The 26,548-nt window shown below is 55.1% G+C and carries 22 protein-coding genes, 1 tRNA gene and 1 pseudogene; 1 reads left to right on the top strand and 23 read right to left on the bottom strand.

All coding sequences use genetic code 11. The annotated features are described in order from the left end of the window. Positions 1–144: 144 nt before the first annotated feature. From BUB22_RS11230 to BUB22_RS11200, 7 genes are all read right to left on the bottom strand, one after another. Positions 145–954, bottom strand: coding sequence for an ABC transporter ATP-binding protein (locus BUB22_RS11230; protein ID WP_072809566.1), 810 nt, complete (start codon positions 952–954; stop codon positions 145–147). After that, the gene (locus tag BUB22_RS11225) at positions 944–1,948 is read right to left on the bottom strand and encodes an ABC transporter ATP-binding protein (RefSeq protein WP_072809568.1); all 1,005 of its coding nucleotides are present in this window, start codon (positions 1,946–1,948) and stop codon (positions 944–946) included. The genes BUB22_RS11230 and BUB22_RS11225 overlap by 11 nt, the downstream gene beginning before the upstream one ends. Before the next feature lie 11 nt (positions 1,949–1,959). Continuing rightward, complete coding sequence (locus BUB22_RS11220; RefSeq protein WP_073115204.1) at positions 1,960–2,805, bottom strand: ABC transporter permease; 846 nt, start codon at positions 2,803–2,805, stop codon at positions 1,960–1,962. A gap of 2 nt (positions 2,806–2,807) precedes the next feature. Continuing rightward, a complete protein-coding gene (locus tag BUB22_RS11215; protein WP_254794729.1) occupies positions 2,808–4,175 on the bottom strand; it encodes an ABC transporter permease subunit in 1,368 nt (455 codons plus the stop codon). A 42-nt stretch (positions 4,176–4,217) separates the two neighbouring features. Then, positions 4,218–6,044 (bottom strand): ABC transporter substrate-binding protein, encoded by a 1,827-nt coding sequence (locus BUB22_RS11210; RefSeq protein WP_073115202.1) that lies wholly within the window; start codon positions 6,042–6,044, stop codon positions 4,218–4,220. 386 nt (positions 6,045–6,430) lie between these two features. Further along, positions 6,431–7,843: a phosphopyruvate hydratase gene (gene eno / locus BUB22_RS11205; RefSeq protein ID WP_073115201.1), complete on the bottom strand. Its 1,413-nt coding sequence runs from the start codon at positions 7,841–7,843 to the stop codon at positions 6,431–6,433. Positions 7,844–7,958: 115 nt separating this feature from the next. Continuing rightward, positions 7,959–9,047 (bottom strand): hypothetical protein, encoded by a 1,089-nt coding sequence (locus BUB22_RS11200; protein WP_073115200.1) that lies wholly within the window; start codon positions 9,045–9,047, stop codon positions 7,959–7,961. A gap of 237 nt (positions 9,048–9,284) precedes the next feature. Here BUB22_RS11200 and BUB22_RS11195 point away from each other — a divergent pair, with 237 nt between their 5' ends. Next, the gene (locus tag BUB22_RS11195) at positions 9,285–10,493 is read left to right on the top strand and encodes a glycoside hydrolase family 26 protein (RefSeq protein ID WP_073115199.1); all 1,209 of its coding nucleotides are present in this window, start codon (positions 9,285–9,287) and stop codon (positions 10,491–10,493) included. Positions 10,494–10,498: 5 nt separating this feature from the next. Here BUB22_RS11195 and BUB22_RS11190 read toward each other — a convergent pair whose 3' ends face one another. The 16 genes and pseudogenes from BUB22_RS11190 to tuf all read right to left on the bottom strand — a co-directional run. Continuing rightward, complete coding sequence (locus BUB22_RS11190; RefSeq protein ID WP_072809582.1) at positions 10,499–11,305, bottom strand: hypothetical protein; 807 nt, start codon at positions 11,303–11,305, stop codon at positions 10,499–10,501. 77 nt (positions 11,306–11,382) lie between these two features. Continuing rightward, the gene (locus tag BUB22_RS11185) at positions 11,383–12,396 is read right to left on the bottom strand and encodes an FISUMP domain-containing protein (RefSeq protein WP_073115197.1); all 1,014 of its coding nucleotides are present in this window, start codon (positions 12,394–12,396) and stop codon (positions 11,383–11,385) included. Positions 12,397–12,414: 18 nt separating this feature from the next. Continuing rightward, positions 12,415–13,170: a hypothetical protein gene (locus tag BUB22_RS11180; protein WP_139258972.1), complete on the bottom strand. Its 756-nt coding sequence runs from the start codon at positions 13,168–13,170 to the stop codon at positions 12,415–12,417. Positions 13,171–13,455: 285 nt separating this feature from the next. After that, on the bottom strand, positions 13,456–13,932 hold the full coding sequence (gene rpsG, locus BUB22_RS11175) for a 30S ribosomal protein S7 (protein ID WP_073115195.1): 477 nt from the start codon (positions 13,930–13,932) through the stop codon (positions 13,456–13,458). 11 nt (positions 13,933–13,943) lie between these two features. Beyond that, a complete protein-coding gene (gene rpsL, locus BUB22_RS11170; protein WP_072809591.1) occupies positions 13,944–14,333 on the bottom strand; it encodes a 30S ribosomal protein S12 in 390 nt (129 codons plus the stop codon). A gap of 69 nt (positions 14,334–14,402) precedes the next feature. Beyond that, positions 14,403–18,851 carry a DNA-directed RNA polymerase subunit beta' gene (gene rpoC, locus BUB22_RS11165; RefSeq protein WP_073115194.1) on the bottom strand — a complete coding sequence of 1,483 codons (4,449 nt, stop codon included), beginning with the start codon at positions 18,849–18,851 and terminating at the stop codon, positions 14,403–14,405. Position 18,852: 1 nt separating this feature from the next. Then, positions 18,853–23,133 carry a DNA-directed RNA polymerase subunit beta gene (rpoB, locus tag BUB22_RS11160; protein WP_073115193.1) on the bottom strand — a complete coding sequence of 1,427 codons (4,281 nt, stop codon included), beginning with the start codon at positions 23,131–23,133 and terminating at the stop codon, positions 18,853–18,855. Between the two features lie 106 nt (positions 23,134–23,239). Beyond that, the gene (gene rplL, locus BUB22_RS11155) at positions 23,240–23,617 is read right to left on the bottom strand and encodes a 50S ribosomal protein L7/L12 (protein ID WP_072809599.1); all 378 of its coding nucleotides are present in this window, start codon (positions 23,615–23,617) and stop codon (positions 23,240–23,242) included. Between the two features lie 51 nt (positions 23,618–23,668). Then, positions 23,669–24,214 (bottom strand): 50S ribosomal protein L10, encoded by a 546-nt coding sequence (rplJ, locus tag BUB22_RS11150; protein WP_072809601.1) that lies wholly within the window; start codon positions 24,212–24,214, stop codon positions 23,669–23,671. Positions 24,215–24,222: 8 nt separating this feature from the next. Continuing rightward, entirely contained in the window at positions 24,223–24,909 is a 687-nt protein-coding gene (gene rplA, locus BUB22_RS11145; RefSeq protein ID WP_072809603.1) for a 50S ribosomal protein L1, read from the bottom strand. A 40-nt stretch (positions 24,910–24,949) separates the two neighbouring features. Then, the gene (gene rplK, locus BUB22_RS11140) at positions 24,950–25,375 is read right to left on the bottom strand and encodes a 50S ribosomal protein L11 (protein WP_072809606.1); all 426 of its coding nucleotides are present in this window, start codon (positions 25,373–25,375) and stop codon (positions 24,950–24,952) included. A 30-nt stretch (positions 25,376–25,405) separates the two neighbouring features. Continuing rightward, positions 25,406–25,948 carry a transcription termination/antitermination protein NusG gene (gene nusG, locus BUB22_RS11135; RefSeq protein ID WP_072809608.1) on the bottom strand — a complete coding sequence of 181 codons (543 nt, stop codon included), beginning with the start codon at positions 25,946–25,948 and terminating at the stop codon, positions 25,406–25,408. Positions 25,949–25,953: 5 nt separating this feature from the next. Next, complete coding sequence (secE, locus tag BUB22_RS11130) at positions 25,954–26,142, bottom strand: preprotein translocase subunit SecE (protein WP_072809610.1); 189 nt, start codon at positions 26,140–26,142, stop codon at positions 25,954–25,956. 21 nt (positions 26,143–26,163) lie between these two features. Continuing rightward, positions 26,164–26,236 (bottom strand) — tRNA-Trp (locus BUB22_RS11125). A gap of 12 nt (positions 26,237–26,248) precedes the next feature. After that, positions 26,249–26,401: a 50S ribosomal protein L33 gene (gene rpmG, locus BUB22_RS11120; RefSeq protein ID WP_014545993.1), complete on the bottom strand. Its 153-nt coding sequence runs from the start codon at positions 26,399–26,401 to the stop codon at positions 26,249–26,251. Between the two features lie 12 nt (positions 26,402–26,413). Further along, positions 26,414–26,548 (bottom strand): annotated as a pseudogene (tuf, locus tag BUB22_RS11115) (elongation factor Tu); the annotation flags it as partial.

The raw sequence follows: 26,548 nt of genomic DNA, 5'->3' as shown, positions 1-26,548 counted from the left end.
CTAAAAATACCAAGCACCGGAACCGTTTCAAGGGCATTTCCCGTTTTCAAGTGAAAACATCTCCCCAAACAAAAGAAACCCGGCTCAAGCGAGTCGGGTTTTCTTTTCCAAGATCCTCGCTTTCGCGAGGATGACATCCGTCTATTACTTCTTAGAACGGTGGCTGTTCTTGATCCATTCGGTCTTGTGGACTTCCGGGATATCGTCGAGCAGGCGGAGCGTGTGCGGTTCGGTCGTGTTGTCGAGCACTTCTGCCGGAGTACCCTGGTTCACGATCTTGCCGTCGTGCATGATGAAGATACGGTCGCTAACGTAGTTCGCAAGGCCGATATCGTGGGTCACGAACACCACGGTCATCTTCAGCTCGTCTTTCAACTTGCGGAGGTAATCGAGGATGTTTGCACGCACGCAGGCGTCCACCATGGAGGTAGCTTCGTCGGCAATCAGCACCTTCGGGCGGAGCGCGAAGATACGGGCCAAAAGCATACGCTGCATCTGGCCACCGGAAAGCTCGAACGGGTACTTGCCTTCGATGTCGGCAGGCATCACGTTCACGGCCATCAGGCCTTCGTCCACACGGCGGCGGATTTCGTCCTTGGAGGGTTTGTCCTTCAAGATGTTCAGGGCGTCTTCCAGCTGGCTACGGATAGTAAAGAACTGGTTGAAGCATCCGAACGGGTCCTGGAACACGGACTGGACTTCGTTCCAGTGGTCCCTCAGGTTCTTGATGGGCTTGTCGCGGTAAAGGAACTGGCCACGCGTCGGCTTGTAGAGGCCGAGCATGATCTTTGCGAGCACGGACTTGCCGCAGCCCGAACCACCCACGATGGAGATGAATTCCTCGTCATAGATATCAAAGGAAACATCCTTCACAGCGGTCTTCAGGCTCTTGCCCGCACCAAAGTCCTTGCTGATGCGCTTGGCAGAGAAAACAACGGGCTTATCACTTAGCATAATCGCACCTCACGTCACGATCGCCGACAACGCGGAGATTCTGAGTGTTCTTCTTAAACGGGCAGTCCTTGGCCTTGCTGCAACGCGGAGCGAAGCGGCAACCCTCAATCTTGTTCTTGAGGCTCGGGGGAGCGCCTTCAATAGCCACCGGGTGGCGGCCACGCTGGCTTGCCTCGGTACTGAGCATGGCGCCCATGAGTGCCTGCGTGTACGGATGGCGCGGGTCCTTCACGACCTGTTCCGCAGTGCCCTTTTCCACGAATTCGCCGGCGTACATGATTGCAATGTTGTCTGCAACGTGGTACAGGAGCGGGAGTTCGTGGGTAATGAAGATCATCGTGCTGAAGATGCCCTTGTCAAGAAGATCGAAAATCATCTTGATCACTTCCTTCTGGGTCGAAACGTCCAGGGCGGAAGTCGGTTCGTCGGCAATCACCATCTGCGGGTTGAGCAGGGTGGAAATACCGATAACGGAACGCTGGCGTTCACCGGCGGTCAGCTGGATGGGGTAAGAATCGAGCACGCGCTTCGTGTCCATTCCGAACAGGTCGAAACGTTCACAGAGGCGGTCGTAAATTTCCTTGTGGTCGAGCTTCTTGCCGGGCTGCTGGTGAGCGGCAATCACGTCGGCGGCGATGTCCTTAATCTTGCGGACCGGGTTCAGGGCGTTGAACGCACCCTGCGGAATCATCGAGACCTTCTGGGCCAAGACGTTCGCACGAACGTCTTCCACCTTGCGGTTCATGAGCGATTCCATCTTGGTGCCGTTCCACACGCGCACGTCGCTCTTGCCTTCGGGGTAAAGCGGCGGGATGCACATGCCCATAAGGCCAGACACGAGAGTCGACTTACCGCATCCGGATTCGCCCGCGATGCCGAGGATTTCGCCCTGCTTCATGGAGAAGCTCACGTTCGTCACAGCATGGGTCTTATCGCCGAAGCGGCCCAAGTAATACAGGCTGAGGTTATCTACTTCAAAAACATTTTCTGCCATTTCGTTACCTCTTACTTGCGGAGCCTGGGGTTAAACACGCCTTCCATCGAAGTATTGATGAGGTAGAGCGCGAAAACCGTGAGAGTAATAATGATGGTCGCCGGGAGGAACGCAATCCAGATACCGCCGGAAAGCGCACCGTTGTCCTTCGCCTGGTTCAAGATGATACCGAGGGAAGTGGAATCCAGAGGACCGAGGCCAATCATGGAGATGGAGGCTTCGGAAAGGATACCCGAGGACACCTGCATGATGAACACCATGAACACGTACGAAAGCAGGTACGGGAGCACATGCTTCAGCACGATGGTGAGCGTCGATGCACCGTTGATGCGGGCGAGCGCAATGTGGTCGCGGCTACGCAGGGAGGATGCCTGCGCACGCACGGCACGGGCAGACCAGCTCCAGGCGGTAAGGCCGATGATAAGGCCAATCAGCGTGAGCGAACGGCCATCCTTCACGGCAGAGCTGATGAGCACGAGAATCACGAACTGCGGAATCACGATAAAGATGTTCGTGAGCATGTTCAGGACTTCGTCAATCCAGCCGCCACGGAAACCGCCGAACAGGCCGACAAGCACACCAATAGTCGTAGCGATGACACCGGCAACCAGGCCCACATAGAGCGAGGAGCGGAGACCCGCAATCAGGAGCGACACGTAGTCACGGCCGAGGTGGTCGGTACCGAGCAGGTGGTCTGCGCTGGAACCGGCGTAGGGGCCAGCCATCATGTCGCGAGCGTTGATGTCAACGTGATAGAAGAGAGGTCCAAAGAGCGCAATCAAAAGCGTGAGCACGAAGATCGAGATACCGATGACAAACATCGGGGACTTGAGAAGGTTTCTTAAGAGTTTCAACATGATTACTTACCTCCCATCTGGAGACCGGCCTTGACGCGCGGGTCAAAGATTGCAATCAAAACGTCAACCGCGAAGTTAGCGACGAGCACGCAGGTCGAAATCATGAGCGTGCAGCCCTGAATCGTGGCGTAGTCGTTCTGCTGGATGGCGGTGAGCATCGCCATACCGAGGCCGGGGTAAGAGAAGATCATTTCGGTAATGAGGGCGCCACCCACCATCGCACCGAGGCTCTGGGCAAGGCCAGTGAGCTGCGGGAGCATGGCGTTACGGAACACGTAGCTGATAATCTTGCCTTCACGGAGGCCCAGCCACTTCGCGTACTTCATGTAGTCGGTACCGAGTTCGTAGATGGACATGGAACGCATACCGGTCGCCTGGCCCGAAAGAAGAATCGGGAACACAGAGAAGAACGGGAGCACGTAGTAGTACCCGACGCTCTTGATGTTGCTCCAGGTGAAGGTAAGTTCCGGAATATCCGGGCTGTAGGCGCCCATGGCCGGGAACCAGCCGAGCGTAATGGAGAAGAGCGCCACCAGGAGCATACCGAACACGAAGAACGGCACGCCGTTGAGGAACATGGCGCACGGGAAGAACACCTTGTCGAAGATGCCGCGCTTGTATGCAGCGAAGGCACCGAGGAGGTTACCGACAATCCAGCCGAGGATAATGGTCGGGGCCTGGATAGCGAGGGTCCACGGGAGGGATTCCTTGATAATATCGGTAACCGGCTTCGGGTACTGGCTGTAAGAAAGGCCGAGGTCACCCTTAAAGACGTTCTTGATATACACAAAGAACTGGGAAATGCCCGAGGCGAGTTTCGGGTCGGTCTTGAGAACGACCTGATCAACCATGACCGTATCCTGATGCTCGGCCTGGACCTGCTCCATGACGGCGACAGTCTCGACCTTCGCGACCTTCTTCTTGGTCTTCGGGTCCTTCTCCATCACGGGCTTGCCCTTCGCGTCGAGAACCGGCTTCTCTTCGAAAACCGGATTGCCCTGTTCGTCAACCTTCTGGCGTTCGACCATGACCGGGTTGCCCTCGGCATCGACGTCCTTGACCACCCTGAACACGGGCTTGCCACTTTCATCGAGCTTGGGGACCTTCACTGTCTTGACCTGGCCGTTCTCGTCGACCTCAGGTTCATAGACAACGTTGCCTTGATCGTCAAGTTCGGCCATGCCGAATGCCTTGAGCAAGGTTTCCTTCTTGAGCTTGGCCTGCTCCGGAGAGAGCCCCTGGGCGGCCTTACCCATGATGATATCGACGGGGTTGTTTTCACCCATGCGCGGCAGGGTGAAGTTGATTGCAACCGCTACGACAAACGTCAGAAGGTACCAGAACGCCTTCTGCAGGACATAGCGTAGCATAGGATACTGTTTAAGCATTTATAGTCCTTTTATTCCTTTGAATTACTTGAGCTTCAGGTTCCAGAGGACCTTCGTGCCAGAAGCGATCCACGGCAGCTGGGCCGGGGCGTAGGCGTTTTCTGCAGAGGGCCAGTTGGTCCAGACCTTGTCGCTGAACTCGTAGTACTGTTCCGGGAGGTAAGCGAGCGGAATCGCCGGCTGGTCTTCCATGAAGATCTTGTTGAGTTCGCGGTAGGCTTCAGCCTTCTTGGCTTCGTCAGTCATGAGCGGGATTTCGGCGAGGAGCTTGTCCACTTCGGGGCGGAATTCCTTGGTGCCCGGCTGGTTGTAACGGCCGATGTTGGTGCCGGCCCAGTCGCCGAGCTTCTGCCAGTCGCGGCTAGACATGACTTCGTTGAAGCGGCTCCACGGGAGAGACGGAGACACGTCTGCAGTCGGCTTGTGCATGATGAGGTCGAAGTTGCCGGTGCCCATGGCAGGCCAGTACTGACCGCCATCCACGAAGCCTTCACGAACGTCGATACCGGCCTTGCGCATGCCTTCGACAGCGATGTTCACGATGGATTCCCAGTCGGTCCAGCCGGCCGGAGAGGTAATGAAGAGGGTCGGTATCTTTTCGCCCTTGGCGTTTTCCATGTGGTCGAGAGAACCGTCGTCCTTGAACACGGACTTGTAGCCGGCTTCGGAGAGCATGGCCTTCACGGTGTTGAGACGTTCGGCTTCGTCAACAATGTCGAGCTTCACGCCGACCTTCTGGTCTTCAGCGTTGATGTACTTGCCTTCGAGGTTCGTCGGCATGATGAGGCCCGGCTGCAGCTGAGAGGTGTAACCGGAAAGGGCGAACTGACGGATAGCGTTGTAGTCGATAGCCGTAGCGAGGGCACGACGGAAGCGCTTGTCGTTGAGGGGTTCCTTCATGGTGTTGATCATGAGCATCGGCATAGCGCCCGGAGTGAAGAACGGAGCATCGTTCAACCAGGTGTGCACGCCGGCGCTCTTGAGGTCGCCGATACGCGGAATGAAGGACATGGAAGCATCGAGTTCACCCTTGCGGAGAGCGATGGTGTTGTGCTCGTTGCTCTTGTAAATCGGGTGGACGATGAACTTCGGAGCCGGGAGCTTGCCCTCGTGGAGAGCGGCGTTGCCCCAGTAGTCGTCACGACGTTCGAGGATAATCTTGTTCGCGGAGTAGTCCTTGATGGTGTACGGGCCAGAAACGACCGGGTTCTTGTCCATCATGAGCTTCTTCACTTCGTCGAGACCCTTTTCGGCAACGAGCGGTTCAAACACGTGAGCCGGCACGATGCGGATGGCCTGGAGGAGGTCCATCACGGAAAGCGGGTTGTTGCGCTTGTCCTTGGCAACGATGAAGGAAATGCGTTCAGCAACGGGAGCGTCCGCCGCTGCCGGTTCGGCCTTGAGGGTATCCACATGGATTGCGGAAATCTGTTCGGTGGTGTTGATGGAACCGTTCGTGAAGATGAACTTCACGTCGTTGGAGTTCACCTGCTTGCCGTCGCTCCACTTGGCGGCGGGGTTCAGGTCGACCACGATGCTGTCGTTGTTGGAAAGTTCCGGAACCAGCGTGCCAAGAAGGGCTTCGATCTGACCGTTCAGGGTGTTGTAGGTGACGAGCGGTTCGTACACCAGGTTGAAGCGGCCACCCACCGGCCATGCAGCCATCCAGCTTTCGGCGAGCGGGTTGAACGTAGCGGGGGCACCCCACTGCTGGCCAGACAAGTAAAGCGTCTGCTGACGGGGCAGGGCGCCTTCGGCGGCCTGCTGCTCGCTGCTGCTATCACACCCGAAAAGGGCACCTGCTGCCGAAACAACGGCCACAGTCTTGACAATCGATTTAATTCCGATCATGTGTATCCTCTTATTGTAAGCCTATTTACGACTTTTGATGAAATTCGGATTCTAATATAGATTTAAACGTATTGTTTGTTGCCTCCCCGACCTAAAAATTACGTTTACAAGGCGACACAGGGGCCGGTCCAGGGCACAAGTTAGAACCACCGCACAGGCTATCCACAATTCTTTAACAACACGAATGTTTACAGGAATTTACAAACCAGAGAAAAGGCCGCTTTCTTGCCACAAGAACATCCGGTAGGCCGTAAACCCGCTACAGGTTTCTCGACAAAAGATTTCAAACAAAGTAAACGCGCGATTGCCACCCGCAAGCGCATTACATACAAAAGAAGCGCCCCTGATAGGGACGCCTCTTTCAGTAATTCTAATGGTTTAAGAAATTACTTGGCCTTCTTGCAGCCGCACTTCTTGCAAGCCTTAGCAGGGGCCTTGCAAGCCTTGCGCGGGTCACCGGCATAGACAGCAGCCTTGCCGAGTTCTTCTTCGATGCGGAGGAGGCGGTTGTACTTGCAAACGCGGTCCGTACGGGAGAGAGAACCAGTCTTGATCTGGCCAGCGGCAGTACCGACGGCGAGGTCAGCGATGAAGGTATCTTCGGTTTCGCCAGAGCGGTGAGAAACGATCGGAGCATAGCCTTCGTTCTGAGCGCGCTTGATAGCGGCGAGAGTTTCGGACACAGAACCCACCTGGTTCACCTTGATGAGGATGGCGTTAGCGATACCGGCCTTGATGCCTTCGTCGAAGATGGTCGGGTTGGTAACGAACAGGTCGTCACCCACGAGGTTGATCTTGCCACCGAGCTTGTCGGTCATGACCTTCCAGCCAGCCCAGTCAGCTTCGTCGAGACCGTCTTCAATGGAGAAGATGGAGTACTTGTCGATGAGCTTTTCGTAGAGCTTCACCATGTCGGCAGACTTGACAGTCTTCTTGGTGCTCTTCTTGAAGGTGTAGGTTTCCGGCTTGCCATCCTTGGTGTTCTTGTCGCAGAATTCAGAGGAAGCAACGTCAAGAGCGATCTTGATGTCAGTGCCGAACTTGTAACCGGCATTGGTGGTTGCAGCCTTGAGGGCGTCGAGAGCCTTTTCGAGGGTCATCACGCCAGTGATTTCGTAACCGAACTTGTTCTTGGCCGGCTTGATGCTGACGCCAGGAGCGAAGCCACCTTCGTCACCGACGGTCGTGTCGAAGCCACCCTTCTTCAGCACAGCCTTGAGGGCGTGGAAGATTTCGGTGACCATCTGGAGGCCCTTGGAGAACGTCTTGGCGCCAACCGGGGCGATCATGAATTCCTGGAAGTCGATCGGAGCGGAAGAGTGAGCACCGCCGTTGATCACGTTGCACATCGGGCACGGGAGCGTGAGCTTCTTGGTGCCATGGAGCTTGGCGATGTACTGGTAGAGAGGCATCTTGGCGTCGTTAGCAGCGGCGCAGCAAACAGCCATGGAAACGCCGAGGATAGCGTTTGCACCGAGGGTGTTCTTGAGCATGCGGTTGCCGTCGAGAGCGATCATGGCGTCGTCGACTTCGGTCTGCTTGGCCGGGTCCATGCCGATGATCTTCTTCGCGATCTTGGTGTTCACGTTCTTCACTGCAGTGAGCGTGCCCTTGCCGCAGTAGGTCTTCTTGTCGCCGTCGCGGAGTTCGCAAGCTTCGCGTTCGCCGGTAGAAGCACCGCTCGGGACAGCAGCGTGACCCTTCACGCCGTTTTCGAGGGTAACATCAACTTCGAGAGTGGGATTGCCGCGAGAGTCGAGGATCTGGCGGGCAACAACGGATTTGATTTTAGAAGCCATTTTTTAGCCTTTTGGTTTAGTGTGAAAATTTAACGGGGAATAATATAGAAAAACTGGTTAATGGTTTGCAGTCGATGGTTAAGAAAATGTGGGCAAAAAAGGCCCGTTTTTTCTTCTACGACATCCAACCGTCACGGCGCCTTACGACTTCCCATTTTCCCGAACGCTTGGACAAGTAGTAAAAGCTTCCGCTATCGATGCCGTCATTCACATTTAAACTTACCATATCATGGTTTTTATTAAACACCGCAGTCAATATGGTCGGGATTGAGTAAAAAGAAAAATCGTCATCCCCAAAATGCGGCAAAACGGGAATCTCTCGTAGCAAAAAAAGGCGGTCCTCACGGGCTTTCGTTTTCATAAAATTGTTCAATAACGATTCATATTCCTTGTTTAGAACAAGAACCTGTTGGCCTATCGGAGTTTTTTCCATGCAGGCAGATTTCGCTTCTTTCATTTCGCTTCGCTCTATACCGAACGGAATTATCTTATGCCAAGTTTTCATATCTGTGGCTACAGTATCAACATACAACACCTTCAGTGTCTGGACAAAATAAGCATGACTAAATACATTATTTGAATCCTTTTTCACGCCCGCCAAAGCATCTTCGAACAGAATACCATTAATTTCAGCACGCTCGGCACTATCTTGTCGATTTCGAAGGGCTCGTATTGTGTCCGGATCAAGTCCTTCGTAAACCCTTTTGAATAGTTCCTTGCTTTTTACACTATCATCCATAACCTGCATAAGATTCTTCATCCAATCCATCGCCCCCCTATTTGGCATGCTATCATTCCTCTCCGATGCTTCTTTCCGTTGCATTTCTCGCTTTTCCCTGTCAAGAATATCACGATACTTACGTTTAACTTCAAACTCCAATACAGCCTTGTAGATGGCCAGCAAATCGGCCGCCAACGAATCATCGGCCGGAACCGTAGCACAGATAGAATCCGTAGAAAGTTTCCACCTCGCAAAGAAGTGATTTCTGTAATCGTTCATGGAATCGCGCAGCAGCGTATCACCCGTCGCCCGGAACTGCTCGTAGAATTTATACGCACGCGTAAGGACCGTGTCCAACGGCAGTCCTTTTAACGCCTCAAAGCGTTTCGCCTTTCGCACTTCATCTTCATTGGACTGCGAGCACCCGCCAAGGAACATCGCCATCAATAAAACCGACAACCAAAACAATTTCAAAATTTTCATACAGCAATCCCTGATTGTCAAACAAACTAGAAAAAAATAAAGAAGGAGTTCCTATTTGGAGAATCTTATTCGGACAATGTGAATTTGCGGCAGTATCGGGGAACTCCAGGATGTTCTAAAACACTAGATACACTTTGGCACAAATATCCGTTTTAGAAAATAGTCCGCGCTGGCTGCACAATCTATTTTTAGGGCGTATGGGAACATTTTGCGGACGGAAGCCCGCCGGAGGCATTTATGAACAAGAAGTTCCTATTCTCGATGGTTCTCGCACCCGTAGCGGCAATGGCATTCCAGGTCGGCGCATGGGTCGGCGGTCCCGGGCAATACCCGCAGCCCACACAGCAGAACGTGCAGGCGTTCCAGGATTTGCAGGGCACGCACCTCGACCTCATCAGCTACTTCGCACTCTTCGATATCAACGACTGGAATGCGACCGCGCAGTACGCGAACGTCGCCAAGAACAACGGTTCCACGCTGGTGGTGACCTGGATGGCGAACGGCTACAACGCGCAGGAACTGGTGAACGGCAAGGCCGACAACTACATCCGTGAATATGCAAAGGGCGTCAAGGGCTTCGGCGACGAAATCTGGCTCAGACCGCTCCATGAAGCAAATGGAGACTGGTATGACTGGGGGGTAGGAAAATCAGGCGCCGGCAATACCGACGCGAACGTCGCCGAAGCTTTCCGCCACATCGTGAAAATCTTCAAGGAAGAAGGCGTCACGAACGTCAAGTGGGTATGGACCACCAACGCCTCGAACCAGGGCAGCGGCACCACGCTCACGGGCAACTATCCCGGCGACGAGTACGTGGACTACATCTCCATCGACGGCTACAACTGGGGCACGTGCCAGAGCTGGTCCAGCTGGCAGACGTTCTCGCAGGTATTCAAGAAGGCGTACAACGCGCTCGCGAACATCAACAAGCCGCTCTTTATCGCCGAGATTTCGAGCTCCGAGAGGGGCGGAAACAAGGCCGAATGGATTACCGACATGTTCGAGCATTTTGCCACGGACTTCTCGCGCGTTTTCGCGGTGATGTGGTTCAGCCAGAGCAAAGAAGCGAACGAGGGCGACTGGGCGCTCAACACTTCGCAGGCCGCCGTTGACGCATGGAAGGCGGGCATCGCGAAGATGAAGGCGATGGCGCCCGAATCTTCGAGCAGCGAAGCGGTTATCGAATCGTCAAGTTCGGTCAATTCGTCCAGCAGCACTACCGCCATACGCACCGGCGGGATTACAGACAAGTTCTCGTTTAGGCAGCAGGGCGGCAAGTTGCTTTTGCAGGTTGACCGAGCCATGACCGCGAGCGTCGTGCAATTTGACTACCAGGGCCGTATTTTGTGGCAGAGCGCAATGCAAAAGTTCACCCCGGGCAAACACACGCTGGACGTTCCCGAGGCGGGCACGCGCAGCATCTACAGGCTAAACGTACAGCGATAAGGGAATTACTTCCTCACGAACCGCAACCCCGCCCAGATGGTGTGGAGGTTGAACATGCTGTATTCCTTTTCCGATTCGACCGGATTTTCAAACGCGGCGGTCAAGGCGACACCCATGTTCCACCTTTCGTTAAAGGCCCACGTGTGACCGACATCGAATACGATGCTCTGGGTCAACGTTGAAATTTCCATAGCACCGTGATTACGGTCCCTTACGGCGTTCTTTTCCTCATCTACCTGGGTTTCGATAATGGAGAAGCCGAACGACGCGCCGGCATGGAATCCCGTCAGGGGCGATTCCTTTTTAGCAAAGGGGTAGAACGTAAAGCCGCCACCAAGGAACAGTCGCGTTGAAAGGGAATGGAGTTCACTGTAACGAATATACTCCTCATGCTCGACCCAATGATTGTGGAATGCATAGCCGTCATCGTCGCCAGTGTATTCCACGGGCTCCTTCACCACATAACAGTCAAAATTATGGAACCCTTCGGTGTAAGTCCCCTGAATGACGCCAAATACGGCCAGTTTTTCCCAACCATAGCCTACCTTCAGGTCAAGCACGGGGCCATAGCCCACGTACTCCACCTTGTCGCGTGGCGCATATTCCCCGCTGGGCCCCGTATCCTCGCAACCCTCAATGCCGAGGCATTCCCCCACATGGTCATCGGCCTGCTGCAACCTGCGGGGGCGTTCCTGCTCAACATAGTCCGCCTTGGCAATGCCCAAGGAGCCCTCCAGATAAAGTCCTTCGGCCGAAGCGCCCGCCGCAACAACACAAGCCGCCAAGATGCAATTCTTAAAAACGTTTCCCATAAATCCTCCTAATGCAATACAAGTAAAGTAGCACCATTTTAGTCTGTATTTCGCAGGCTTAATGCAAAAAATGCGCCCTATTCCTTGCTCCGGATGCAGCGCACGTAGCGGTACGCCTTCTTCCATGCCGGGAGCTGCAGGTCAAATATATCGAAGTTGTACAGGTCAAAGCCGAAACGATAGGCGTGGTTCACGCTCTCCTCGGTAGACGACCAGAACCCGACAGTGCTATCGGAGAACGACTCCACCGTCGGGTCGTAGATGCCCGACACAAGAATGCGGAATCCGGAAAGGTCAGACCCTATGGTGATATCGTCACGCTTGCTGTCTTCGGGTTTCGCCATCAGGCTTATATACACGGGTTCGCTTCCATTGTGCTTGTCGACGTAGGCCTCCAGCGTCAGCCAGTCCTTCTGGGTCGGGACAGTCCAGCCTTCCGGGCATATCCCCGGCGACAGCGGGAAGTTCCCCTTGCACATCCAGCCCGGGCCACATTCATTCTCGGCGCGGCCCATCGCCTGGGCATACGTGTACAGCCGCCCGAACTTTTCGCAATTGGCGAGACTGTCCCTGATGCACGCGGACCCGGGAGCATCGTAATTCAGGTTCTCCCCCATCCAGGTCTGCGTCCCGATTTTTACCGTGCAGTACGACTTGCCGTCGCGGGCATCCACCAGCGACCCGCATTCACGCTCGTACGTGAGGGTGGAATCGCCTGCATCCACGGAACTGGAGGAACTTTCGGGCCGTTCCGCAGGAGCGCTGGAACTGCTGGAAGCCTGCGGTTTCGATTCGGAAGAAGCGACGCTGCTCGAGGAAACACCCGGCTTTTCGCCGGAAGAGGACTGAACCTTCTCGCTGGAGGAGGAACGCTCGACACCGCTCGAAAAATCCCGTGCAGAACATGACGAGGAAAGCGACGAGCTTGATGAAGAACGCCCGGAACCCGAAGTGTCCGGAAGCGCCTCGCTTGAAGAATACGCATCGTCCGCGTAGGGATTGTCCAGGACGGCGGTCGTGGAGCCGTCATCGCTACAGGCAAGCAAGAACGCACAGCAGGCGCAACCGAGAATTACAGATAAACTTTTCATACTCCCCAATATAACAAATTAGAACTTGATCGTGACATCCAGTCGCTTGGTATCCCTCGTTACGGCTATGTAGATTACACTATAGCTCGTAAACCCGACAAACCCTGCAAGCGTTATCCAGCCCACGTCCTTCCAGTCGTACGGCTTGTCCATCACATACGCAATCGGGAATTCGGCAATCATCACCGCTAGAGCCGTGAAGGCCCCACCCATAATGCCGCCATACAATCCCCAAAGCAAATCCATTTTCTCGTCCTTATACATGTGGATTGACTTCACAGAATTTATCTGATCCCCCAGTTGCATGTTTATCCAGCCCCTCCACTGGTCTCTTGACAAGTCCCTAGGCATCCCATCCTTGACGTAGGAGTCCCCGACATCGCTCGCCATTATAGGCTTATCGCCAGCATCAAGGAACTCGATGCGGCATTCCGGGTCAGAATCAGCCGATGACCAGCATCTATAAAAGTCAACAACGGTCTCTATAGGGTATCTCGCAACCCCTTCCGCATTCCAATACCACAACAGGGACGCCCTGGAAGACGTGTCCATATTCAGGAACGCTTCACGCGACGCTTTGAAAGCGTACTTGCGGATTTCAACTTCCTTGCCGTCGATGACTGCCGTATCAAGGACAGGTTCCGGCCTGCGGGTAGCCAATTCGGGATTGTGTCCGAACTGCCCCTCGACAAGGTTTGTGTCCGGCATAATCTCGGCCGCCGCCGGCAAGGCCAGCAACAAGGCGCAGACGACTATGTATAAACGAAATCTCACTATCCTTTCCCTTTAGGTGACGTCCTAAATGTAATTCATTTTTCCTGGGAAAGGACAACCCCCACCCAACCCGCTGACAACAGGAAAAAACACAGGGACAAGCGGCACAATAAGTGATAATCAAGTGATTGTGTGAGCGTGCAAGGCCGTCATCGTAGCAAACATTATAAAAGGAGATCCCCGGTCAAGCCGGGGATGACAATACTGACGACGGGTATTGCAATACAGAAAAGCTCCGCTTTGAAGCGGAGCCTTCCTCTAGGATATTCTGTGCTAAGGCAAGAATTAGAAACGGAAGTGGGCGAAAGCCTTGTTGGCTTCGGCCATCTTGTGCGTATCGTTCTTCTTGCGGACAGCGTTGCCTTCACCGTTCTTGGCAGCAACGAGTTCGGCAGCAAGGCGGTCGGCCATGTTGGGTTCGTTGCGGTTGCGGGCGGCATCGAGGAGCCAGCGGAGGGCGAGAGCCTTGGCGCGGTCCGGAGCGACTTCCATAGGAACCTGGTAGTTCGCACCACCGACGCGGCGGGACTTGACTTCGACGCGCGGCTTGATGTTTTCGAGGCAGAGTTCGAACTTCTCGAGAGCGGTTTCCTTGCCTTCGAGCTTCTTGTCGAGTTCATCGAGGGCGGTGTAAACGATCTGTTCGGCGATGGTCTTCTTGCCCTGCTTGAGCACGACACCGACGAGTTCGGTCACGAGAGTGGACTTGAAACGCGGATCCGGGAGGATGGAGCGATGGAGAGCCTTTCTTCTTCTAGACATATTCTACTTCCTTACTTCTTTGCCGGAGCGGCGCCTTTCTTCTTAACACCATACTTGGAACGACCGTTCTGGCGACCGTTAACGGCCTGGGTATCCAGGGCGCCACGGATGATGTGGTAACGAACACCCGGAACATCCTTCACACGGCCACCGCGGATGAGCACGATGGAGTGTTCCTGGAGGTTGTGTCCTTCGCCGGGGATGTAAGCCGTAACTTCCATCTTGTTGGAAAGACGCACACGGGCAATCTTACGAAGAGCAGAGTTCGGCTTCTTCGGAGTGCTGGTGTAGACACGGGTGCAAACGCCACGCTTCTGCGGGCAGGACTTCAAGGCCACGGAAGCGGTCTTGTTGCTGATCTGTTCACGTCCGTTGCGGACGAGCTGTTGAATAGTAGGCACTATTAATCTCCTAGATTTTGGAGTGCAAATATAGTTTTTTTTCCAAAGTTTTCAAGTACATGGCCAAAATTAGTCCACATCTTCTTCGTCAGAGGATCCCATATCGAAATCCTGCATCTGGATTCCGGTATCGGAGGAACTGTATTCGGCCTGTACGTTCTGCAAACGCCGGCGTTCTTCCATTTCGGCATCGGCATCGATCACCTGGACGTTCCTCAGGTGGCGGGCACCGGTACCGCACGGAATGAGACGGCCCATGATCACGTTCTCCTTGAGGCCCAGGAGCGGGTCAACCTGCCCTTCGATAGAAGCGCGGGTAAGGATCTTGGTGGTTTCCTGGAACGAGCAGGCAGAGATGAAGCTGTCTGTCGCGAGGGAAGCCTTCGTGATACCCAGGAGCATCGGCGTGTATTCTGCAGGCTGCTTGCCCAGCGCGCGCAAACGGTCGTTTTCGGCGCGGAGACGAGCCTTGGAAATTTCCTCGCCCGGAAGCAGGTCGGAATCACCGGAAGCGGTAATGCGGACCTTGCGCATCATCTGGCGGACGATACATTCGATGTGCTTATCTGCGATAGCCACACCCTGCAGACGGTAAACCGCCTGGATTTCGTTCACCAAGTGACGCTGCACTTCTTCAGGACCGAGGATATCGAGGATGTCGTGCGGATCGGCGCTACCTTCGCTAATCTTCTGGCCAGCGCGGACGCGGTCACCCTCGTTAACAGCCAAGTGGACACCGCGGGGAACCAGCACTTTCCTTTCCTCGGTATCGCTCTTGATGATAACTTCCTGGTTGTTGCGAACTTCGTTACCCATAGAGACGAGACCGTCAATCGGGGCAAGTACCGCAGTGTTCTTCGGCTTGCGGGCTTCGAAGAGTTCGGCCACGCGCGGAAGACCACCGGTAATGTCGCGGGTCTTACCTGCGGCACGCGGGAGTTTCGCAACCGTAGAACCGACAGCCACCATGTCGCCGTCCTTAACCGTAAGGATGGCGCCATCCGGAAGCATGGAGTTACCGACCTTGTTGCCGGAAGCGTCGAGGACGGTGATAGCCGGACGGAGCTGCTTTGCGCTGCCACCGTGCTTTTCGCTAATCACGACCCACGTTTCGACGTCGGTGTTCTCGTCGCGTTCTACGCGGAATGTCTTGTTTTCAACGAGGTCGACAAGCTTCACCTTACCGGCCACGTTGGTGATGATCGGGCTGTTGTACGGATCCCATTCGAACATCACCTGGTCCTTCTTGACCTGGGCGTTGTTCTCGACGAACATGATTGCGCCGTACGGGATCTGGTAACGACCCTTGTTAATACCTGTTGTGTCGTAAATGACGAGTTCCGCCATACGGCTCGTAACGACCTTCTGGCCCTCGTGTTCGACAGTAACGAGCTGTTCGAGTTCCACGCGGCCGTCCACGATAGCCTTCTTGTTGTTCTCGACAGTCAAGCGAGAAGAAGCACCACCGATGTGGAAGGTACGGAGGGTAAGCTGCGTACCCGGTTCACCGATGGACTGGGCAGCAAGCACGCCGACCGCTTCGCCGAGGTCGACGGGGCGACCGGACGCCAGCATACGGCCGTAGCACTTGGAGCACACGCCGGTGCGGGAATCGCAAGTGAGCACGGAACGCATCTTGATGTGTTCGAGACCGGTTGCGGAAATCTTCGGGAGGTCACGTTCGGTGACGAGTTCGCCAGCCTTCACGATCACTTCGCCCGTAACCGGGTGCTTGATATCTTCGACGGGGGCGCGACCGAGCAAGCGTTCTTCCAGCGGGATCACGGTATCGTCGCCGTCCTTGAAGGCGGAAACTTCGATGCCGTTGGTGGTACCGCAGTCAGCTTCGGTCACGACGAGGTCCTGGCCCACGTCCACGAGACGACGGGTAAGGTAACCAGCGTCAGCCGTCTTAAGGGCGGTATCGGCAAGACCCTTACGGGCACCGTGAGACGAGATGAAGTATTCCATCACGTTAAGGCCTTCACGGAAGCAGGACTTAATCGGGTTCTCGATAACTTCCTGACCGCCGAGCTGCTTGATAGGCTTCTGCATCAGGCCGCGCATACCGGACAGCTGCATAATCTGCTGGCGGCTACCACGAGCACCAGAGTCAGCCATCATGTACACCGGGTTGAAGCCGTCGCGGTCGTGGGAAAGCAAATCCCACTGCTTGGCAGCAACGTCGCTAGTGGTCTTGGACCACACGTCAATAATCTGGTTGTAGCGTTCACCGTCGGTAATCACGCCGTCCTCGTAGAGGCTGCGGATTTCGTTCACCTTCTGGGTGGCGGCATCGAGCATGGCCTGCTTCTCTTCCGGAATCACCATTTCGGCGATAGCCACGGAGGATCCGGCGCGGGTTGCCCACTTGTAACCGTTGGCCTTGAGGTTGTCGAGGTATTCGACAGTCACGCGGTTGCCGGTACGGCGGTACAGGTCGTCGATGGACTTCGCGATGACCTTCTTGCCGAAGGTTTCGTTCGCGTAGCCGAGTTCGTTCGGAACGAACTCGTTGAAGATGATGCGACCGATGGTCGTCTTGATAACGTTCGGTTCCTTGAGGGTAAGGAACTTGACCTTTTCGCCGGCCTTGACGTTTTCCTCGATATTGCCGTTGTCGTCAGCGATTTCGCGGACGCACACGCAATCCTTCTCGAGGGCGCCCATGTAGATCTTGCGGCCCGCGGGGAGCTTCAAGTACACGGTAGCGTTCAGGTCGACAACCTCGTTCTCGTAGGCGCGGATGGCTTCGGCAGCATCGAAGAAATGCATGCCTTCGCCCTTGCGGCCCGGACGCGGCTTGGTCAGGTAGTAGAGCCCAAGCACGATGTCCTGGCCCGGCACGGCAATCGGCTGGCCGGAAGCGGGGTGCAGGATGTTGTTCGAGGACAGCATGAGCACGCGGCATTCGAGCTGGGTTTCGAAAGAAAGCGGGAGGTGCACGGCCATCTGGTCACCGTCGAAGTCCGCGTTGAATGCGGTACAGACGAGCGGGTGGAGGCGGATGGCGTTACCTTCGATAAGCTTCGGGTAGAACGCCTGGATACCCAAGCGGTGAAGCGTCGGGGCGCGGTTCAGCATCACCGGGTGGTCCTCGATAATCTCTTCGAGGATGTCCCACACTTCGGGGCGTTCGGCGTCGACGTACTTCTTCGCGGACTTGAGGGTATAGACGATGCCGTCTTCTTCCAGGCGCTGGATGATGAACGGCTTGTAAAGTTCGAGGGCCATGCGCTTCGGGAGACCGCACTGGTGCATCTGGAGTTCCGGGCCCACCACAATGACGGAACGGCCGGAGTAGTCCACACGCTTACCGAGGAGGTTCATACGGAAGCGACCCTGCTTGCCCTTCAGGAGCTCAGCGAGGCTCTTCATCGGGCGTGCGCCACCTGCACGGGCACTGCGGCGACCGCTGTCGAACAGCTGGTCCACTGCCTCTTGCAGCATGCGCTTTTCGTTGCAGAGAATAACGTTAGGGGCACGGATGTCGATCAACTTCTTCAAGCGGTTGTTGCGGTTGATGACACGGCGGTAGAGTTCGTTCAGGTCGGAGGTCGCAAAGCGGCCGCCTTCGAGCGGAACGAGCGGGCGCAGGTCGGGCGGAATCACCGGAAGCACGTCGAGAATCATCCAGGAAGGCTGGTTCGCGAGAAGGCGGGCTTCGTTCGGGTATTCGGCGCGGAAAGCCTCGTAGGCATCGGCAAGGACGAAGTCATCGTGCTTGGATTCGTAATCGGCCTTGAATTCGGCAACCGCTTCGGCGAGACCCTTGAGCCAAGCCTTGCCCGTATCGCGGTCGGCACTGCCCTTCGGGTTGTTGTAGTAGTTGCGGAAGCTTTCCATCTGGGACTTGCGGAAGGCATCAACAATCTTGAGATGCTTGATGGCTTCGTCCACCTTGGTCCTGGAGTTGCTACGGGCCTGGTCGCGGAGCCTCTTGGAAAGTTCGGTGAGGTCGAGACGGTCGAGCAACAGCTTGATGGCGGAGGCACCCATGCGGGCGTCGAACTTACGGCCTTCGGCGACGAGGTCCTGGTAAGTCGTTTCGTCGATGAGCTGGTTCTCTTCGAGTTCGGCGTCGCCCTTGTCGATAACGACATAGCGTTCGTAGTAGATAACCTGTTCGAGATCCTTGGTGTTGAGGCCGAGGAGGGCGCCAATCACGCACGGCTGGTTACGGACGAACCAGGTGTGTGCGAGAGGAATGGCGAGTTCGATGTGGCCCATACGTTCACGACGGACGCGGGAGTGAGTCACTTCGACGCCGCAACGGTCGCAGATCACGCCCTTGTAGCGGGCGCGCTTGAACTTACCGCAGTTGCATTCCCAGTTCTTGACAGGTCCGAAGATCTTTTCGCAGAAAAGACCATCACGTTCCGGCTTGTACGTACGATAGTTGATCGTTTCCGGCTTCGTAACTTCGCCGTAAGACCAGTAACGGATAAGGTCCGGTGCGGCGAGATGAATCGAAATATCGCCGGCGTTGTCTTGTACTTCCATCATTTCTTCGGACATATTACTTATCTCCAATGGTCTCGATGTCAAGACCCAAAGAATGAACTTCGCGAATCATAACGTTGAAGGATTCGGGGATACCCGGCTTCGGGGTGTTCTTGCCATGGACAATGGCGTCGTACACCATGGAACGGCCCTGCACATCGTCGGACTTGACGGTGAGGAGTTCCTGCAGCGTGTAAGCGGCACCGTAGGCTTCCATGGCCCACACTTCCATTTCACCGAAGCGCTGGCCACCGAACTGGCTCTTACCACCGAGCGGCTGCTGCGTCACGAGGGCGTAGCTACCGATAGAACGGGCGTGGATCTTGTCGTCCACCAAGTGACCGAGCTTGAGGTAGTACATGTAGCCGATGGTGACCGGGTTCAGGAATGCTTCGCCGGTACGGCCGTCATAGAGCTTGGCCTTACCGATAATCTTGTCGTGTTCCGGGTCCATCTCGTAGTTCACGATCGGGTTCTTCTGGTAGGCCTTCTCGAGTTCCTTGCAGATGTCCTCGAACTTGGCGCCGTCAAACACCGGCGTAGAAACCTTGAAACCGAGGGTCTTTGCAGCCCAGCCCAGGTGAACTTCAAGCACCTGACCGATGTTCATACGGGAAGGCACGCCCATCGGGTTCAGAAGAATCTGGAGCGGACGACCGTCTTCGGTGAACGGCATGTCTTCGACCGGAACAATCTTGGACACAACGCCCTTGTTACCGTGACGACCTGCCATCTTGTCACCGATGGAGAGGCAGCGCTTCTTCGCGATGTAGACCTTCACGTTCTTGAGAACGTTCGGCTTGAGTTCGTCGCCCTTCGTGACCTTGTCGATTTCCTTTTCCATGGTGCGGGTAAGGGTATCGAGGTTGTCGCGTGCAACGAGCACGAGCGAGAGAACCCTTTCCTGGAGTTCGTCATCGCCAACGACGAAGGTGGACATCGGGGAAACCTTGGTCACGTCGATAGCGGCAAGGTTCTGTTCGGTGTAGGTCTGGCCTTCGCGGATAAGGAGTTCGTGCGTTTCGTTGTCCATCACCTTGCCGGCAGCCTTGCCACCGAGGAGTTCGAACAAGTGTTCGCGGCAGGATTCCTTGATCTTGTCGATCTGGCTCTGGAAGGTAACGCGGATGGACTCGATCTGTTCCTGGTCCTTTTCCTTGCTCTTCTTGTCGCTCTTGTCCTTCTTGCTGAAGATACGGGTTTCGAGCACGACGCCCTTCATTCCCGGAGGAGCCTTGAGGGAAGAGTCGCGCACGTCGCCGGCCTTCTCGCCGAAGATGGCGCGGAGCAGGCGTTCTTCCGGAGAAAGTTCGGTTTCGCCCTTCGGGGTGACCTTGCCGACGAGGATATCGTCCGGGCCGACTTCGGCACCGACGCGGATAACGCCGTTCTCGTCGAGGTTGCGGAGCGCGTCTTCACCGACGTTCGGAATTTCGCGGGTCAGTTCTTCCGGACCGCGCTTGGTTTCACGCACGTCGATTTCGTAGACTTCGATATGGATGGAGGTGAACGTGTCCTTGATGGCGAGTTCTTCGGAAATGATAACGGCGTCTTCGTAGTTGTAGCCGTTCCACGGGAGGAACCCGATAAGGATGTTCTTACCCAGGGCCAGTTCGCCGTGGTCGGTAGACACGCCGTCGGCAAGCACGTCGCCAGCCTTGACGAAGTCGCCCACGTTCACGATAGGCTTCTGGTTCACGCAGGAATCCTGGTTAGAGCGCTCGAACTTGCGGAGCACGTACTCGTCGATAGGATCCTTGCCGAGGAATTCGTAGTTTTCGCCGAGACCGGTGAGAGGCTCGAAGTTGCCGTTCACCATGTTGCCGCGCTTCACCGTAATGTTGCGGGCGTCGACAAACGTCACGAGGCCATCGTGCTTGGCACGCACGACCGTACCCGAGTCGAGGGCGGCGCGGCGTTCGAGGCCGGTACCCACCACGGGGGCTTCGGCGCGGAGCAGAGGCACTGCCTGGCGCTGCATGTTAGAACCCATCAACGCGCGGTTGGCGTCATCGTGTTCGAGGAACGGGATGAGGCCAGCAGCCACAGACACAATCTGCATCGGTGCAACGTCCATGAGATCGATGCGTTCGACATCCTCGTCGCCGATTTCGATGCTGTCCTGACGGAGAACATGCGGGTATTCGCTCTTGTCGCGGACGATGACGTATTCTTCCTTGAAACGGTTGTCGTCGGTGAGCTCGGTAGAAGCCGGAGCCACCTTGAAGGCGTCTTCTTCGTCGGCGGTGAGGAACGTGATAAAGTCAGAAACGACCTGGTCGATAGCGTCGCTGGCCTGCACATAGTCGGCCTTGCCGCTGAAATCGAACTGTTCGAAGCCGTTCTTGAAATAGTGCTTGGAGCCATCGGCGTACTTGACCTCGAACACCTTGCCCACGAACATGTCGAACAGGTCGCGCTGGCGGTTGTCAAGGTTCATGCGGATGGAATCCTTTTCCTTGCTGGAAAGTTCCTGCTCGGTAAGGAAGTAGTGCGGGTCGTGCACGAAGGCCTTGAAGATGCCGAAATGCCACTTGGATTCGGGGAACTTCACGATGCCACCCTGGGCATCCTTGAAGTTGATAAGGCCCACGATGCGGTACGGCGTCTCGATGAAGCCGAAGTGGTTCACGATGGCGTAAGATGCGAGCGAGTTGATAAGACCGATGTTCGGTCCTTCAGGGGTCTCGATCGGGCAGAGGCGGCCGTAGTGCGTGTAGTGAACGTCACGGACCTCGAAGCCTGCGCGTTCGCGGGAAAGGCCACCGGGACCGAGAGCGGAAAGACGACGCTTGTGCGTGAGTTCGGAAAGCGGGTTCATCTGGTCCATGAACTGCGAGAGCTGGCTGGAACCGAAGAACGCGTTCACGACAGAAGAAACCGTGCGGGTATTCACGAGGTCGCGCGGAGTGGTCTGTTCGTCGTCATTGTGGATGGAGAGATTCTCGCGGATGACGCGAGACATGCGGGAAAGGCCCACAGAAATCTGGTTAGCGAGGAGTTCGCCAACAGAGCGGGTACGGCGGTTGCCCAAGTGGTCGATATCGTCCTTGGCGTAGCCGTCTTCGCCGTCGTAGAGGCCGACCATGTACTCGATAACGGCAAGGAAGTCCGCCTTGCTCATCGTCGTGCGGGTCAGTTCCGGAAGGGCGAGTTCCTTTTCCATGTTGAACTGTTCGCCGATTTCCTTCAGGAGGGCAATAATCTTCGGCGTGTACACCTTGGCGTTCAGGCGGTAACGGCCAACTTCGCCCAGGTCGTACTTGCGGGGGTCATCCAGGAACAGGTTGTTGAAGAAGTCTTCAGCAACGGTCATGTTCGGGGAATCGTCCTGCTGCTGGTGCGTCACGGAGTAGATAAGGCGGAGAGCCTCTTCGCGAGTCTTCGTCTTGTCGTTCGCGAGCGTGTTGTGGATGAGGAGGTTTTCTTCTTCCTTGGAAAGGAGCGTAATCGTCTTCACGCTGCTTTCGCGGAGACGTTCGAGCTTCTTGTCGTCAATGACGGTATTGGCATCGACGATAACTTCACCGGTAGATTCGTCGATAACATCCTTGAAGATAACGCGGTCGATAAGGACGCAGACGCCATCGTCGTTGAACTTTTCGGATTCTTCGGCGATGTTGACTTCTTCGGACTTCTTGTAGAAGAGGTTCAGGATATCCTGCGTGGTCTCGAAGCCGATGCTACGGAGCATGGCGGTAGCCGCAATCTTCTTCTTGCGGTCAATGACGAGGTACAGGACATCGTTTTCGATATTGAACTCGACCCAGGCGCCGCGATGCGGAATGATGCGGCTCTTGTAGTCAGAACGGCCGTTGGGCTGGAGTTCTTCGTCGAAGCTCACACCGGGAGAGCGGTGCAGCTGCGACACGACAACGCGTTCGGCACCGTTCACGATGAACGTGCCGTTCTCGGTCATGATAGGAAGTTCGCAAATCAAGACATCGTTCTTGACTTCTTCCTTGAGCTTGGTGTCTTCACCGTCCTTCTCGAAAACGCGAAGGGCGAGAGTCGCGTAGAGCTCCATGCTGTAGGTAAGCCCACGTTCGCGGCACTCGGGGATGCTGTATTTCGGTATTCCGAAGTAATACTTTTCGTATTCGAGGGAGAAGAGCCCGTTAGGATCGGTAATCGGGAAGATGTCCTTGAATACGCGCTGCAGGCCAGCGTCCAGGCGCCTTTCCTGCGGGATATCGGCCTGTAAAAATTGCTCGTACGAAGCCTTCTGAACTTCGATCAAGTACGGCAGTTCCAGCTGGAACTTGTTGGAGGAATAACTCTTTCGCTCCGTTGTCATTTGAAATACCTCATCCGGTGAAGAAGATCCTGATTAAGCAAAAAACACCAAAAGCCCGCACTCGCGTGCAGGCGATTGGTAAGAGCAGTTCAAAGAACTGTGAGCATTACTTGAGAGTAACCTTTGCTCCGAGTTCTTCGAGTTTCTTCTTGAGGGCTTCGGCGTCAGCCTTCGGGGCAGCTTCCTTGATGACGCTGTTGGCCGTTTCGACGACCTTCTTGGCTTCACCGAGGCCGAGACCCGTGATAGCGCGGACTTCCTTGAGGACAGCCATCTTCTTGGCCGGATCGACTTCGGCGAGGATAACGTCGAATTCGGTCTTTTCTTCAGCAGCGGCAGCAGCGCCAGCAGCCGGGGCAGCCATTACGACGCCACCAGCGGCTTCGATGCCGTGCGTTTCCTTGAGGTAGTCAGCCAAAGCCTTGGCTTCGAGAAGGGTAAGACCAACGATTTGATCGCCCAGTGCCTTGATATCAGTTGCCATGATGTGTTTCTCCGATTATTCCGTTTAAAATTTTTGGTTTGTGGTTTGTTGTTAAGCTTCCGGTGCAGCGGCAGCTTCAGGGGCTGCGGCTTCGGAACCCGATTCTTTTTCCAGCTTTTCCTGGAGTGCCTTGATCTGGCCAGCAATCTTGCCACCAGGTCCGAGAGCGATGGCGACGATCTGAGCGATCATGCCCTTGCGATCCGGGATCTTGGCGAGGTTGACGACTTCGGAGCCAGGCATGGGCTTACCGTCGAGGTAAACGCTCTTGGCGACCAAGAAATCAGGGTTAGCTTTGTGGAATGCTTCAATTTCGCGGGCAGGCAGAAGAGGATCTTCTTCGAAACCGACCATCACGGATGTTGCACCGTTCAGGAGTTCGTCGAGACCTTCGACCTTGAGAGCGGCGAGCACGCGCTTGAGAAGAGTATTCTTCACAGCGTGGTACTTGACACCCTTAGAAGCGAGAGCCTTGCGCAGGGCGTTGTCCTTTTCGACAGTGATACCCTGGTAATTGAGCAGATAGACGGCGGTTGCGCCCTTGAAGGACTCGACGAGCGAATCCACGGTCTGTTGTTTTTTAACTACAGCTTTCATGGTATCTCCTAGCGCGTCAGTGCCATATCAAGTTTGATGCCCGGGGCCATCGTAGCCGTCAGAGTGAGGCTCTTGATGTATGTGCCCTTAGAAGTTTGAGGCTTGTTCTTCACGACAGAGTCAATCACAGACTTGGCGTTTTCAGCCAGCTGGTCGACAGTGAAGGAGAGCTTGCCAACAGGAGCATGGACGTTTGCGCCCTTGTCGACGCGGTAAGAAATCTTACCTGCCTTGAGTTCCTTGACGGTCTGGGCGACGTTAACGGTCACCGTACCAGCCTTGGGGCTCGGCATCATACCGCGAGGACCGAGGACACGGGCCACCTTACTAATCACCGGCATCATGTCGGGAGTAGCAACGACGGCGTCAAAGTCCAGCCAGCCTTCCTGAATCTTCTGAACCAAGTCAGCACCACCCGCGTAGTCAGCGCCAGCGTTCTTTGCAACTTCAAGGTTGTTGTCCTTGCAAAAAACGAGAACGCGGACCGAACGACCGGTACCATGCGGAAGCACGACAGTGCCACGAACCACTTGGTCGGAATGTTTTGGGTCCACACCGAGATTGAAGTGGATTTCGACCGTCTGGTCGAACTTCAATTCGGACTTTTTGAGTATTTCGATTGCCGCCTTCAGATCGTAGGCTTGATTACGATCAAAAGATTCAGCAATCTTCTTGTATTTTTTTCCTCTGAACATGAAATTTTCCTGTCAGATACGTAACGGTGAATTACCTGCCTCAGTCAACCACATCAATACCCATGGAACGAGCAGTGCCCGCAACCATGCGCATGGCGGCTTCGAGGTCGATTGTGTTTAGATCCGGCATCTTCTTTTGGGCGATTTCCTGGATCTGGGCCTTGGTGATCTTGCCAACCTTCTTACGGTTGGGTTCACCAGAACCACTCTCGATACCGACGGCCTTCTTGATGAGGGCCGGAACCGGCGAAACCTTCGTGATGAAGGTAAAGCTCTTGTCGGCATAGACCGTGATGACGACCGGGACAATCATGCCCTTGTCGTTCTGGGTCTTAGCGTTAAACTGTTTGCAGAACTCCATGATGTTCACGCCCTTCTGACCGAGGGCAGGACCCACCGGAGGAGCCGGGTTGGCAGCGCCTGCGGGAATCTGGAGCTTGATATAACCTGTGATTTTCTTTGCCACTGTTTTATCTCCGTTGCAAAAACCGTAACATTAAGCGGTAGCGGACTCGACCTGGTTAAAGGCAAGCTCGACAGGCGTAGAACGACCGAAGACGGTAACCATGACCTTGATCTTGGTCTTGTCTTCCATGATTTCGTCTACGACGCCCACAAAGTCCTTGAACGGACCTTCCTTGATGCGGACATTATCGCCAATGCTGTACGGGATTTGGATCTCGCCTTCTGTAGAAATTTCAGGATCAACTCCAAGAAGACGATCGACCTCGCTCTGTTGAAGCGGAATAGGAACACGAGAAGCGCGTGTCATTCCGGCGAAATGGGTGACGCCATTGATGGTCGACACCAGGTGCTGGGTGAGCTTGTCCAGCTCCATTTCTATAACGATGTATGCAGGAAACAGGTTCTGCTTAGAAACGCGACGACGCCCGTGGACGTTGCTCACGACTTCACGGGTGGGGACGAGAATCTGGCCGAACTTGTCTTGAACGCCCTCGCGCTCAATCATCTGCTCGATGTGTTTCTTGATATTGTTTTCCTGACCGGAGAAGGTATGGATAGCGTACCACTTCTTCATAGTGATTAACCCCTACCCATAATCTTGTCGATGATTACGGAAAACACGACATCAAGACCGGCAATATAGCAGCCCATAATGACGCTGAAGAGCATGACAACGAGAGTCGATCCCTTGAGTTCTTCCCAAGTAGGCCAAGTGACCTTCTTCAGTTCCTGGATGCATTCTTTGACATATTGCTGAATCTTACGCATGATGACTCCGGAGGAAATTCCCAGGTCGAGAGGGACTCGAACCCCCAACCAACGGTTTTGGAGACCGTGACTCTACCAATTGAGCTATCGACCTAAGCGGATTTCCTTACTTGGATTCCTTGTGAACAGTATGCTTGCGGCAGAAGCGGCAGTACTTCTTGTATTCCACGCGGGAAGGGTGAAGACGCTTGTTCTTGTCGCAATCATAGTTGCGCTGATTGCATTCTGTGCATTCGAGCACGATGAGTTCTCTAGGCATTTTTAATCCTGATTACTTGATGATTTCGGTTACGGAACCGGCACCAACCGTGCGGCCACCTTCGCGGATAGCGAAGCGGAGCTGCTTTTCCATGGCGATCGGGGCGATGAGGTTCACGTGGATCGTGACGGTGTCACCCGGGGTCAC

This window comes from Fibrobacter sp. UWCM, assembly GCF_900129735.1.
Lineage (GTDB): Bacteria > Fibrobacterota > Fibrobacteria > Fibrobacterales > Fibrobacteraceae > Fibrobacter.
This window is presented reverse-complemented; position numbering and strand designations above follow the sequence as displayed.

What these genes read in the sequence shown, in the direction of transcription:
- eno (WP_073115201.1), bottom strand. Translation starts at nt 7,843, where the DNA reads ATGGCTTCTAAAATCAAATCCGTTGTTGCCCGCCAGATCCTCGACTCT.
- rplJ (WP_072809601.1), bottom strand. Translation starts at nt 24,214, where the DNA reads ATGAAAGCTGTAGTTAAAAAACAACAGACCGTGGATTCGCTCGTCGAG.
- BUB22_RS11215 (WP_254794729.1), bottom strand. Translation starts at nt 4,175, where the DNA reads ATGCTACGCTATGTCCTGCAGAAGGCGTTCTGGTACCTTCTGACGTTT.
- BUB22_RS11210 (WP_073115202.1), bottom strand. Translation starts at nt 6,044, where the DNA reads ATGATCGGAATTAAATCGATTGTCAAGACTGTGGCCGTTGTTTCGGCA.
- rplL (WP_072809599.1), bottom strand. Translation starts at nt 23,617, where the DNA reads ATGGCAACTGATATCAAGGCACTGGGCGATCAAATCGTTGGTCTTACC.
- rplA (WP_072809603.1), bottom strand. Translation starts at nt 24,909, where the DNA reads ATGTTCAGAGGAAAAAAATACAAGAAGATTGCTGAATCTTTTGATCGT.
- BUB22_RS11185 (WP_073115197.1), bottom strand. Translation starts at nt 12,396, where the DNA reads ATGAAAAGTTTATCTGTAATTCTCGGTTGCGCCTGCTGTGCGTTCTTG.
- BUB22_RS11220 (WP_073115204.1), bottom strand. Translation starts at nt 2,805, where the DNA reads ATGTTGAAACTCTTAAGAAACCTTCTCAAGTCCCCGATGTTTGTCATC.
- rpsG (WP_073115195.1), bottom strand. Translation starts at nt 13,932, where the DNA reads ATGTCTAGAAGAAGAAAGGCTCTCCATCGCTCCATCCTCCCGGATCCG.
- BUB22_RS11195 (WP_073115199.1), top strand. Translation starts at nt 9,285, where the DNA reads ATGAACAAGAAGTTCCTATTCTCGATGGTTCTCGCACCCGTAGCGGCA.
- BUB22_RS11225 (WP_072809568.1), bottom strand. Translation starts at nt 1,948, where the DNA reads ATGGCAGAAAATGTTTTTGAAGTAGATAACCTCAGCCTGTATTACTTG.
- rpoB (WP_073115193.1), bottom strand. Translation starts at nt 23,133, where the DNA reads ATGACAACGGAGCGAAAGAGTTATTCCTCCAACAAGTTCCAGCTGGAA.
- secE (WP_072809610.1), bottom strand. Translation starts at nt 26,142, where the DNA reads ATGCGTAAGATTCAGCAATATGTCAAAGAATGCATCCAGGAACTGAAG.
- nusG (WP_072809608.1), bottom strand. Translation starts at nt 25,948, where the DNA reads ATGAAGAAGTGGTACGCTATCCATACCTTCTCCGGTCAGGAAAACAAT.
- rpoC (WP_073115194.1), bottom strand. Translation starts at nt 18,851, where the DNA reads ATGTCCGAAGAAATGATGGAAGTACAAGACAACGCCGGCGATATTTCG.
- BUB22_RS11230 (WP_072809566.1), bottom strand. Translation starts at nt 954, where the DNA reads ATGCTAAGTGATAAGCCCGTTGTTTTCTCTGCCAAGCGCATCAGCAAG.
- BUB22_RS11190 (WP_072809582.1), bottom strand. Translation starts at nt 11,305, where the DNA reads ATGGGAAACGTTTTTAAGAATTGCATCTTGGCGGCTTGTGTTGTTGCG.
- rpmG (WP_014545993.1), bottom strand. Translation starts at nt 26,401, where the DNA reads ATGCCTAGAGAACTCATCGTGCTCGAATGCACAGAATGCAATCAGCGC.
- BUB22_RS11200 (WP_073115200.1), bottom strand. Translation starts at nt 9,047, where the DNA reads ATGAAAATTTTGAAATTGTTTTGGTTGTCGGTTTTATTGATGGCGATG.